The sequence below is a fragment of the Kitasatospora sp. NPDC034533 genome (assembly GCF_055575155.1).
The window spans coordinates 44,991-56,183 of the sequence record NZ_JBVITE010000043.1 but is presented as its reverse complement, the minus strand read 5'-3'; the positions used below and the strand labels follow the sequence as shown (position 1 = coordinate 56,183).

Annotated in this window: 11 protein-coding genes; 7 read left to right on the top strand and 4 right to left on the bottom strand. The window is 72.1% G+C overall.

Translation table 11 applies throughout. The features are described from left to right. Positions 1-15: 15 nt before the first annotated feature. Positions 16-288, bottom strand: a complete 273-nt coding sequence (locus ACZ55U_RS26205) for a DUF6343 family protein (RefSeq protein WP_465529565.1) — start codon at positions 286-288, stop codon at positions 16-18. A gap of 74 nt (positions 289-362) precedes the next feature. Between ACZ55U_RS26205 and ACZ55U_RS26200 the strand changes: the two genes are divergently transcribed. Next, entirely contained in the window at positions 363-632 is a 270-nt protein-coding gene (locus tag ACZ55U_RS26200; protein ID WP_465529563.1) for an I78 family peptidase inhibitor, read from the top strand. A 54-nt stretch (positions 633-686) separates the two neighbouring features. On the opposite strand, the gene ACZ55U_RS26195 is transcribed toward ACZ55U_RS26200, so the two are convergent. Both ACZ55U_RS26195 and fabG read right to left on the bottom strand, forming a co-directional pair. Beyond that, a complete protein-coding gene (locus tag ACZ55U_RS26195; protein ID WP_465529561.1) occupies positions 687-1,493 on the bottom strand; it encodes a phosphatase PAP2 family protein in 807 nt (268 codons plus the stop codon). A gap of 231 nt (positions 1,494-1,724) precedes the next feature. Beyond that, complete coding sequence (gene fabG / locus ACZ55U_RS26190; RefSeq protein ID WP_465529559.1) at positions 1,725-2,492, bottom strand: 3-oxoacyl-ACP reductase FabG; 768 nt, start codon at positions 2,490-2,492, stop codon at positions 1,725-1,727. Positions 2,493-2,961: 469 nt separating this feature from the next. Here fabG and ACZ55U_RS26185 point away from each other — a divergent pair, with 469 nt between their 5' ends. Next, positions 2,962-3,762 (top strand): MarR family winged helix-turn-helix transcriptional regulator, encoded by an 801-nt coding sequence (locus ACZ55U_RS26185; RefSeq protein WP_465529557.1) that lies wholly within the window; start codon positions 2,962-2,964, stop codon positions 3,760-3,762. Between the two features lie 170 nt (positions 3,763-3,932). Here ACZ55U_RS26185 and ACZ55U_RS26180 read toward each other — a convergent pair whose 3' ends face one another. Beyond that, a complete protein-coding gene (locus ACZ55U_RS26180) occupies positions 3,933-4,796 on the bottom strand; it encodes an aldo/keto reductase (RefSeq protein WP_465529555.1) in 864 nt (287 codons plus the stop codon). A gap of 512 nt (positions 4,797-5,308) precedes the next feature. Here ACZ55U_RS26180 and ACZ55U_RS26175 point away from each other — a divergent pair. The 5 genes from ACZ55U_RS26175 to ACZ55U_RS26155 all read left to right on the top strand — a co-directional run bounded on the left by ACZ55U_RS26175 (position 5,309) and on the right by ACZ55U_RS26155 (position 11,186). Beyond that, on the top strand, positions 5,309-7,084 hold the full coding sequence (locus ACZ55U_RS26175) for an ABC transporter transmembrane domain-containing protein (protein ID WP_465529554.1): 1,776 nt from the start codon (positions 5,309-5,311) through the stop codon (positions 7,082-7,084). A gap of 153 nt (positions 7,085-7,237) precedes the next feature. After that, positions 7,238-9,010: an ABC transporter ATP-binding protein gene (locus ACZ55U_RS26170; protein WP_465529551.1), complete on the top strand. Its 1,773-nt coding sequence runs from the start codon at positions 7,238-7,240 to the stop codon at positions 9,008-9,010. Between the two features lie 206 nt (positions 9,011-9,216). Continuing rightward, positions 9,217-9,462, top strand: coding sequence for a lipopolysaccharide assembly protein LapA domain-containing protein (locus ACZ55U_RS26165; RefSeq protein WP_465529549.1), 246 nt, complete (start codon positions 9,217-9,219; stop codon positions 9,460-9,462). A gap of 47 nt (positions 9,463-9,509) precedes the next feature. Continuing rightward, the gene (locus ACZ55U_RS26160; RefSeq protein WP_465529601.1) at positions 9,510-10,238 is read left to right on the top strand and encodes an amino acid ABC transporter ATP-binding protein; all 729 of its coding nucleotides are present in this window, start codon (positions 9,510-9,512) and stop codon (positions 10,236-10,238) included. Between the two features lie 9 nt (positions 10,239-10,247). Next, entirely contained in the window at positions 10,248-11,186 is a 939-nt protein-coding gene (locus tag ACZ55U_RS26155) for a glutamate ABC transporter substrate-binding protein (protein WP_465529547.1), read from the top strand. The last annotated feature ends 7 nt before the right edge of the window (positions 11,187-11,193 follow it).

Genomic DNA, 11,193 nt, shown 5'->3' with positions numbered 1-11,193 from the left:
GTGGGAGACACCGCGTCAGAGCTCGGTCCGGCGGCGCCGGACGACCACCACGAGATCGACGGCGGCGAACAGGGTGAGCAGGCCGCAGGCCACGGCGAAGCCGGTGAGCGTGCCCCGGCTGGGGGCGCCGTCGCCGGGTGACAGGGCCGCCCAGAGGGCGAAGCCCGCGGTGGCCAGCGCGAACAGCGGCGTGAAGGTGAGCGAGAGCAGGTAGCGGAGCTTGAGGTCGCTGCGGGCGGTGGCCGGCTCGGTGCCGCTGCGCCAGCGTCGCGGGGTCGTGGTGCGCATGGCGTTCACCTCCGGACCGCGGGGGGCGGGCTACCATTCCAGCGTACGTCCGAGGGACTGACGGGGGAGGCGCGATGTCGGGCACGGGCGAGGTGGGGGCGGGTTCGGGTTCGGGTTCCGGCCGGGGTCCGGGTTCCGGTGCCACCGGTGCCGGTGCGGGCGGCGAGGACGCCGAGGGCTACGCGGGGCTGCGGATCGAGCGGGCCCGGGAGCTGGCCCGCAGGCACGGCTGGGCCTCGGTCCGGGTGCTGGAGCCGGGGGAGCTGATGACCATGGAGTACCGGCAGGGAAGGCTCAACCTCGCGGTGCGCGGCGGCGTGGTCGAGCGCAGCTGGGAGGGGTAGGGCGCCCGGCCCGCCAGCCCGATCCGCGCCCGGGCGGCCCGGGCCTGATGCGGGTCAGTAGGGCTGGTGGCGGGCGAAGCGCCGGTGGAGCCGCTGCTCGGCGGTGGCGACCAGGGGCTCCAGCAGCGGGAGCACGAGCAGCACGAGCAGTCCGGCGGCCCAGCCGGCCAGGACGTCGGTGACCCAGTGGGTGCCCAGGTAGACCGTGGTCAGGCCGATCGAGCAGGCGGTGGCGGCGGCGATCAGCGCGCCGGTGCGCCGCCAGCGGACGGCGAGGTAGGCGAGGACGCCCCACGTGACCACCGCGTTGGCGGTGTGGCCGGAGGGAAAGATGGTGCCGCCGGAGAAGAGCTCGGGCGAGCCGACGTACTGGGCGTAGTGCGGGCCGAGCCGGCCGGTGACGATCTTGACCGCGCCGACGGTGACGTTGAGCAACAACAGCGCGATGCCCATGACCAGCAGCGGGCGCAGGCGGCGCAGGCGGTGGGCCCGCCAGCCGAGCCAGAGGAAGGCGGCGATCGCCGAGGGGCCGCGCTGTCCGGCCACCACCCAGGTGTCGAGCAGCGGCTCCAGCCGGGGCCAGCGCTCGTAGGGGCGCAGCAGGCGGACCGACCAGTCGAGGTCGACCAGTGAGGTGTTCAGCAGCACCCCGGCCAGCACCAGCAGGTAGCCGACGAGGGTGACGGCGAGCAGGGCGGCCTGCCGCCGGCCCATCGGCGGCCACCCGGGTTCGCGGCGGTCGGGGCCGACCGGGGCGAGGGGGGCCGCGGGCGTCGCGCGGCGTTCCCGGTGGCCGGTCTCGACGGTGCGATGCTCCGGCCCCTGGCGCGGAAAGGGGGCGGGGGTAACTCTGGATTGCACGGGGTGACCTTACCCAGCCGGGCAGGGCCATTCCGGGGGTAATTGTCATTTTCCCGGGAAATCGACAATTGGGTCGGCCCCGGATGGTCCGGGGAGTGATTTCCGGTATTCCTGGATCGAAAGTCAGTGTGGTCGTCGAATGATTCTGCAAAAGCCCCGGTAAAGGAAACGGAGTGGGCGGCCGGTGTGCCCGGCTTCCCACTCCGTGGTAACCCTGTGTAGGTTCCGTGCTCAGTCGAGGGGGCCGCCCGCGACGTAGATCACCTGGCCGGAGACGAAGCCGGCGCCCTCGCTCGCGAGGAACGAGATGGTGTGGGCGACGTCCTCGGGCTCGCCGACCCGCTGGACCGGGATCTGAGAGGCCGCGGCCCGCTTGAAGTCTTCGAAGTCCATGCCGACCCGGGCGGCGGTGGCCGCTGTCATGTCCGTGGCGATGAAGCCGGGGGCCACCGCGTTGGCGGTGATGCCGAACTTGCCCAGCTCGATGGCCAAAGTCTTGGTGAAGCCCTGGAGACCGGCCTTGGCGGCCGAGTAGTTGGCCTGGCCGCGGTTGCCCTGGGCCGAGGAGGAGGACAGGTTGACGATGCGGCCGAAACCGGCGTTGACCATGTGCTTCTGCACCTCGCGGGTCATCAGGAAGGCGCCGCGGAGGTGAACGTTCATGACCGTGTCCCAGTCGGACTCGGACATCTTGAAGAGCAGGTTGTCGCGGAGCACGCCCGCGTTGTTCACCAGGACGACGGGGGCGCCGAGCTCCTCGGCGACGCGGTCGACGGCGGCGCGGACCTGCTCGGCGTCCGAGACGTCGGCGCCGACGGCCAGGGCCGTGCCGCCGGCGGCGGTGATCCGCTCGACGGTCTCCCGCCCGGCCGCCTCGTCCAGGTCCAGGACGGCGACCGCGTGGCCGTCGGCGGCCAGCCGGACGGCGGTGGCGGCTCCCAGGCCGCGGGCGGCGCCCGTCACGACGGCGACCCGGGGGGTGGTGCGGTGCTCGGTCATGCTCGCTCTCGTCTCTGTCGGGATGCCTCCCCGGGGAGAGCCCCCGGAGAGGGTGGCCACACCCTACCGGCGAGTAGGAAGGGCGGCCAGAGTGGAGAGGCGCAGGTGACGGTGGGTAAGGACCGACCGGTCGGCTTTCTGCTGAGAACGGGTTACTGCGAGGGCTTCGCAGCGCGTAAATATGCCAATGTTGCCGAACCTGCGTCTACTATCCGCCCCTGCCTGCCAGCAAGGGCCCGCCGTTTGTATAGTGTCCGCCAGCAGCCACCGGCTGCGCGGCTGGAGCGCCCTCCCTCATAGCTGGACGCCCACTCGCCGTTACTGCCCCACCCGGGTGTCCCACACACACCGGGTGTGACATCGGGACGGATACATGGTGCTGGGGGAGATCCCGACAACCCGCGTGTCCGCGCGACTGCAACAGTCGCCCGGACACCTCATTCGTGTCGCACAGCAGGTTCACACCCGCTTGTGGTCCGAACACGTCGGAGCCGATCTCACGGCTCCGCAGTTCGCCGTACTGCTGGTCCTGGCCTTGGAGCCGGGTGCGGACCAGCGGACGGTCGGCGAACGCGCCTCGCTGGACAAGGCCACGATGGCGGAGATGGTCGCGCGGCTGGTCCGCCGCGGCCTGGTGCTGCGCCGGCGCGATCCGGCCGACGGCCGGCGCAAGCTGCTGGCCCTCTCGCAGAGCGGCGCCCAGGCGGTGCGCGAGGCCACCGGCGGTGTGGTCCGCGTGCAGCGCGTCCTGTTCGAGCCGCTCACCGCGGAGGAGCAGGTCGAGATCGTCCGGGTGATGGCCAAGATAGCCAGGCTGGAGCCCGCGGCGGTCGCCGTCATCACCGACGCGCGGCCGATACTGGACGCCCAGCGGGCGATCGGTTACCTGATCAGGGTGAGCCAGCAGGTGCACACCAAGCTCTGGTCGGAGCACGTCGGCGCCGAGCTGACGGCTCCGCAGTACGCGGTGCTGGACGCGCTGGAGCTGGAACCGGGCGCCGACCAGCGCACGGTCGGCGAGCTGGCCTCGCTGGACAAGGCCACGATGGCGGAGATGGTGAGCCGGCTGGTGCGCCGCGGTCTGGTGCAGCGCCGGCGTGACCCCTCGGACGGGCGGCGCAACCTGCTCTCGCTCTCGCCGGCGGGACAGGACCTGCTGCACCGCTCGGCCGCCGGGGTGGCCGAGGTCCAGCGGCTGCTGCTGGCTCCGCTGGAGGAGGGTGAGCACGAGGCCGCGCTCGCGCTCATCGCGAAGGCGGCCAGGCTCTAGGTCAAACCTTCGTCACAGTAGCCAAAACGATTCGCCAAAATGCCCGGGGCCCTTGGCCGTTGGCGTCGGCGGGTCGGAACAAGCCGAAGGCCGCCCGCTCCCGGAGGGGAGTGGGCGGCCTTCCGCTGACCAGTCGTCAGGCGTGTCGAGGGGTGCCCCGAGGCCGGGCCTCAGTTCCAGTCGAAGTGCTGCGGGTCCGGGCCGATCCGCTTGCCGGTGGCCACGGCGGCGATCGCCGCGAGGTCCTCGGCGTCCAGCTCGAAGCCGGTGACGTCCAGGTTCTCGCGGATCCGGGACGGGGTGACCGACTTCGGGATGGCGATCACTCCGCTCTGGAGGTGCCAGCGCAGCACCACCTGGGCGACCGTGCGGCCGTGCTTGCGGGCGACCTCCGCCAGCGCGGGCTCGGAGAGCAGCTCCTTGCCCTGGCCCAGCGGGCTCCACGCCTCGGTGGCGATGCCGTGCTGGGCGTGGAAGGCCCGCAGCTCCGTCTGGGGGAAGTACGGGTGCAGCTCGACCTGGTTCAGCGCCGGGGCGACCGAGGCCTCGTCCAGCAGGCGGGTGAGCTGCTCGGCGCCGAAGTTGGAGACGCCGATCGACTTGACCCGGCCGTCCGCCTTCAGCTGCTCGAAGGCCTTCCAGACGTTCGGGTAGCTGCCGTGCATCGGGCGCGGCCAGTGGATCAGGTAGAGGTCGAGGTAGTCGAGGCCGAGCCTGGCCAGCGAGGCGTCGAACTCGCGCAGCACCGCGTCGCGGCCCTGCGCGCCGGACCAGTCGCGGGTGCCGGAGTTCCACAGCTTGGTGGTGATGTAGAGGTCCTCGCGGGCCACGCCGCCGGCCAGCGCCTCGGCGATCGCCGCACCGGTGCCGGCCTCGTTCTCGTAGACGGCCGCGGTGTCAATGGAGCGGTAGCCCGCCTCGATCGCGGCGCGGACGGCGGGGGTCGCCTCGGCGTCAGGCACCTGCCACACCCCGAAACCGAGCTGCGGGATCTGCGCGCCGTCGTTGAGGGTGACGGTGGGGATGTTGCTCACGGAAGGAATGTCCTCCTGGTCGTCCGGTGTTCCAGTGGAGGCAACCGGCGCTCGGGTGTGATTGTTCCCGCCGATCGGGTTAATCTTGGCCCAGGCTTTGCGGGGGCTTGCCCGGGGTGGAGACCGTCCTGGTGAGGACGGGTGCGGGCTTGCGCCGGGGACGTGCGGATTCGTTGCGCGGGGGCGTGCGAATCCGGTGGGCGAGCGGGGGTGGACCGCGATGAGAAAAACCTGTTGCGTCGATCGTGAGGAGCTTGGCACGCTCGCGGCCATGATCTCCTGACTTCCGGGCCGTTCGTGCCCGTCCTGTCGTCGTCCGGCTATCTGCACCGGATGTTTCGACGATGCCGCTGTGCCGTGCCGCCACCGTGTCGCGGCGCCGCGCGCCCGTGCTTCGCACGCGTCACCGAGGCGTTTCGCGCGCCCCGTTCTCCATACCTCCGTACTGCTGTGCTCCCGTGCTCCCGCACCTTTGCACCCTCGTACCCTCGTACCGTTCGTATCGGAGTGTCATGCTGCTCATCCCTCTGCCGTTGGCCGATCCCGGCAGTCCCGATCTATCCTCGGCCCGGGCCTTCCTGCGCTGGTTGCAGCGCAGTCAGCGCCGCGGCCAACTACTCGCCACCTGCTGGACGTTGCTCGAAATGGGGTGCCGGGCCGCGTTGCCGGTGCCGCTGGGCTTCGGCGTGCAGGCCGCTGTGGACGGTGACTCCGGCGGGATCTGGCGGGCCGGTGGACTCCTGTTGCTGCTGGGCGTCGGCGCCGCCGCCGGGACCGTTTTGATGCACCGTCAGGCAATGTGGAACTGGATACACACGGCCATCCAGGTGAGGCAGCTGGTGGCCCGCAAGACGTCGCACATAGGGGCCGGGCTGCCTCGCCGGATCGCCACCGGTGAGGTGGTCGCGGTCGGCGGCGGAGACGTCGAACGGATCAGCTGGTACATCGAGTTGATCGCCCGGGTGTGGTCCGCGGTGATCGTCTGGCTGACCGTGGGCGCGATGGTGGTGGCGGTCGATCCGGTGCTGGGCGCCGGGGTGCTGCTCGGCGTCCCGATGCTGTCGTTCTCCGTCCTGCCGCTGGTCGGGCCGTTCGAGCGGCGCTTCGACGAACAGCGCGCCCTCGGTGGCAGGGCGGCCGAGCTGGCCGCCGACACGGTGGCGGGGCTGCGGGTGCTGCGCGGCATCGGTGGTGAGGAGCTGTTCCTGGAGCGGTACCGGGCGGCCTCCCAGAAGGTCCGCTCGGCGGCCGTCCGCTCGGCCCGGGTGTGGGCGCTGATGCAGGCTCAGCAGGTGCTGCTGCCGGGCGTGTTCGTGGTCTGCGTCACCTGGTACGGCGCCCGGTTGGCGATCTCCGGCGAGATCTCCGTCGGCACCCTGGTCACGGTGTACGGGGCGACCGCCTTCCTGGTCGCACCGCTGCGCGTGCTGGGCGAGGCGGCGCAGGCCCGGAGCGTCGCACGGGTCTCCGCCGCGCGGACCGTGCGGGTGCTCTCGCTGACCCGCGGCGGAGCCGCGACCGAGGCCTCGCTGGTGCGGCCGGAGAAGGGCGACCTGTACGACCCGGCGAGCGGACTGACTGCGCGGGCCGGTGAGTTGACCGCGGTGGTCTGCGGGGACCCGGACGTCGCCGGGGCGATGGCCGAGCGGCTCGGCGGCCACGTCCCGTCGGCCGAGGGCGAGCGGGCGCAGGCCTCGGTACGGCTCGGCGGTACGGAGCTGGACGCGGTGCCGCAGGCCGAGGCCAGGGAGGCGGTGCTGGTCCAGAACAAGGAGCCGGTGCTGCTCTCCGGCACGGTGGCCGAGCTGTTCGACGTCCCGTCCTCGGGGCGGGTCACGGTCGCGCAGGCGCTGTCGGCGGCCCGGTCCGACGACGTGCTGAAGTCCCTCGCGGACGGCTCGCCGGAGAGCGGGGGAGACCGGATGCGGGCCCGGATCACCGAGCGCGGACGCTCCCTCTCCGGCGGCCAGCGCCAGCGGCTCGCGCTGGCCCGCTCCCTGCTGGTGGATCCGCCCGTGCTGGTGCTGGACGAGCCCACCAGCGCGGTGGACGCGCACACCGAGTCGCGGATCGCCGCCGGGCTGCGGGCGACCAGGGCCGGCCGCACCACGGTGGTGTTCGCGACCAGCCCGCTGCTGCTCGACCAGGCCGACCGGGTGGTGCTGCTGCGGGAGGGCAAGGTCGCCGCGGTCGGTCCGCACCGGGAGCTGATGCGGACCGACCCGGCCTACCGGGCCGTGGTCACCCGCGACGAGGAGGCGGCCCAGCCGGTGGGCGGGGCGGTATGAGAACGGCCGGCGCGAGTACCGCCGTACCGAGCGGCGCCGCGACGAGCGGCCCGATGCCGTGATGAGCGATGCCGTGATGAGCGATGCCGTGATGAGTGGTGCCGTGATGAGCGACGCCGTCAACTTCCCTGCCAGGCAAGCGAGGAGTACGTCATGAAGCCCCCCGTCCAGGAGGAGCAGGGGCCGGCCGTCGCCCTGCCGGTCGGCTCCCCGGCCGCCGTGCGCCGGTACCTGCTGCTGCTCGCGCGGCGGCACCGCGCCGCGTTCTCCGCGGTGGTGGTCCTGAACACGATCGCCATGGTGGCCGGGCTGGTCGGGCCCTGGGTGCTCGGCGGACTGGTCGAGTCGCTGGCCACCGGCACCACGGAGTCCGCCGTCGCGGTGGCGGTCTCCTGGTACCTGCTGGCGCTGGTGGCGCAGGCCGCGTTCACCGGCTGGTCGCGGCTGCGCAGCGCGGTGCTCGGCGAGAGAGTGCTGGCCGATCTGCGCGAGGACTTCCTGGTCCGGTCGGTGGCCCTGCCGGCGGGCGTCCTGGAGCGGGCGGGCACCGGGGACCTGGTATCCCGGGGCACCACCGACATCGACCGGCTGGACAAGTCGGTGCGCGAGGCGGTGCCCGAACTCGTCGTCGCCGTCCTGTCGTTGCTGCTGGTGGTCGGCGCGCTGCTGGTCACCTCCCCGCTGCTCGCGCTGACCTCGCTGATCGGCCTGCCGCTGCTGCTGGTCACCTCCCGCTGGTACTTCCGGCGCGCGCCGCAGGCCTACCGCAGCGAGTCGGCCGCGCACGCGGCGGTGACCAACGTGCTGGCCGAGACGGTGGACGCGGCGCACACCGTCGAGGCGCTGCGGCTGGGCGACCGGCGGGTGCGGCTGACCGACCGCAAGCTGGGCGCCTGGCTGGACTGGTACCGGTACACCCTGTGGCTGCGCTCGCTCTGGTTCCCGACCATCGACGCCGTCTACACCATGGCGGTGCTCGCCACCATGGTGCTCGGCGGGCTGTTCGTCCTCCGGGGCTGGATCACGGTGGGCCAGCTGACCACCGGCGTGCTCTACGCGCAGATGCTGACCGGCCCGGTGGACCTGATCCTGCGCTGGTACGACGAACTGCAGATCGGCCAGGCCTCGCTGGCCCGGCTGGTCGGCGTGCACGAGGTGCCCGAGCACCAGGGGGACGAGTCCCTGCGGCCGGACGGCCGGTGGGTCGAGGCGAAGGACGTCCGGTTCGGCTACCGCGAGGGCGCGGACGTCCTGCACGGGATCACCCTGGACGTCGCTCCGGGCAGCAGGGTGGCGCTGGTCGGGCCGTCCGGCGCGGGCAAGTCCACCCTCGGCCGGCTGCTGGCCGGGATCTACGCCCCCGGCCGGGGCAGCGTCACCCTCGGCGGCGCGGAGCTGGCCCGGATGCCGGTCGAGCGGGTGCGCAGGGAGGTCGCCCTGGTGAACCAGGAGCACCACGTCTTCGTGGGCACCCTGCGGGACAACCTGAGGCTGGCCGCGCCCGACGCGGACGACGCCGAGCTGAGGGCCGCGCTGGACGCGGTGGCGGCCGGGGACTGGGTGGACGCCCTGCCGGAGGGCCTGGACACCGAGGTCGGCTCCGGCGGCGCCTCGCTGACCCCGCCGCAGGCCCAGCAACTGGCCCTGGCCCGGCTGGTGCTGGCCGACCCGCACACCCTGGTGCTGGACGAGGCCACCTCCCTGCTGGACCCGCGGGCCGCCCGCCACCTGGAGCGCTCGCTCTCCCGGGTGCTGGAGGGCCGGACGGTCATCGCCATCGCGCACCGGCTGCACACCGCGCACGACGCGGACGTGATCGCCGTGGTCGAGGGCGGGCGGATCAGCGAGTACGGCAGCCACCCGGACCTGGTCGCCGCCGGGGGCACCTACGCGGAGCTCTGGCGGTCCTGGCGGGACGAGGGGTAGGACCAGCGGTCGGGAGCCGGTGGAGCGACGGTAAGGGAGCGGTGGGCGAGGCGGTAGAGGAGGGGTAGAGGCGGCCACGGTCGGCTGACCGGGGGAAGGAGGGGTTTCAAACCCATATGGGATGGATTGACCCATACGGGTTACTCCCTCGCCCGGAAGGGCGTGTAAACCGGGCAAATCGGCCGCCCGGACCGCAGACTGCTCCGGTGACCAAGATTTCAGACGGCTCGACCCGCTCCTCGCGCAGTGAGATCGGCGGCATTCCCACGCGGTACATCGGGATCGGCGCCATCGTCGTCCTCGCCGTGTGGTTCCTCTTCGCCAACCTCGACAAGGTCAGGATCCAGTTCTGGGTCTTCACCGTCACCGCGCCGCTCTGGATCGCACTCCTGGCCACGCTGATCGCGGGCGTCGTCCTGGGCTGGCTGCTGAAGGGACGGCGCGGCAAGTGACCGCCGCTCCCGGGCCGGCCCCGGCCGGCGCCTCGGTCCTGACCCCGCTGATCGAACTGCGCGGGGTCAACAAGCACTTCGGGGACCTGCACGTGCTGCAGGACATCGACCTGGTGGTCGGACGCGGCGAGGTCGTCGTGGTCATCGGCCCGTCCGGCTCCGGCAAGTCCACCCTCTGCCGGGCGATCAACCGGCTGGAGCCGATCGAGAACGGCACCATCCTGATCGACGGCCGGCCGCTGCCCGAGGAGGGCCGGGGCCTGGCCCGGCTGCGTGCCGAGGTCGGCATGGTCTTCCAGTCCTTCAACCTGTTCGCGCACAAGACGGTGCTCCAGAACGTCTCGCTCGCACAGATCAAGGTCCGCGGCAGGCCCAAGGAAGAGGCGGACACCAAGTCCCGGGCGCTGCTGGAGCGGGTGGGACTCTCGGCGCACGCCGACAAGTACCCGGCCCAGCTCTCCGGCGGCCAGCAGCAGCGGGTGGCGATCGCCCGCGCGCTGGCCATGGAACCCAAGGCCCTGCTCTTCGACGAGCCCACCTCGGCGCTCGACCCCGAGATGATCAACGAGGTGCTGGACGTCATGCGCCAGCTCGCGAGCGAGGGCATGACGATGGTCGTGGTGACCCACGAGATGGGCTTCGCCAGGGCCTCCGCGAACCGGGTGGTGTTCATGGCCGACGGCCGGATCGTCGAGGACCGGGCCCCGGAGGACTTCTTCAGCGCCCCGGAGAGCGAGCGCGCCCGGGACTTCCTGTCCAAGATCCTGAAGCACTGAGGCGGCCCCGTGAACCGTGAGACGACGCCCGCCGCGACATCCGGCGTCGCGCGGGCGGGCAGCCGCGTGCTCGCCGCCCTCCTGCTGCTCACCGCGCTGGCGGCGGGGTGCGGCAAGCCCGGCACCCCGCCGCCCAAGGGCCCCCAGGCCGGCGCGCTGCCCACCTACCAGGTGCGGGACGCCTCCGCGATCACCGGCTCGCCGACCCTGGACACCGCCCGCAGGCGGGGCCACCTGGTGGTCGGCGCCAAGGAGGACCAGCCGTACCTCGGCCAGAAGAACCCGGCCACCGGCGAGTACTCCGGCTTCGACATCGAGATCGCCAGGATGGTCGGCGCGTCCCTGGGCTTCCCGGCGGACCGGATCCAGTTCAAGACCATCGCCTCGGCCAACCGCGAGACCGCGCTGCAGAACGGCCAGGTGGACTACTACGTCGGCACCTACACCATCAACGACAACCGGAAGAAGCTGGTCGGCTTCGCCGGCCCGTACTTCATCGCCGGACAGTCGCTGCTGGTGCGCAAGAACAACACCACCATCCACGGCCCGCAGGACCTGGACGGCAGGAAGGTCTGCTCGGCGTCCGGCTCGACGCCGTACCAGCGCATCCAGTCGCAGTACCCGAAAGCCAAGCTGATCGGCTACGACACCTACTCGGCCTGTGTGGACAACCTGATCACCAACCAGGTCGACGCGGTGACCACGGACAACGCGATCCTGCTCGGCTACGCGGCCAAGGTGCCGGACGAGCTCAAGGTGGTCGGCCCGCTGTTCTCGACCGAGCCGTACGGGATCGGGGTGCCCAAGGACGACACCGTCCTGCGGGCCGCGATCAACGACGCGCTGGAGCAGCACATGCAGAACGGCGACTGGAAGCGGGCCTTCGAGGCGACCCTCGGCCTCTCCGGGGAGCCCGCGCCGAACCCGCCGCAGATCGTCCGGTACTGAGAGGGCC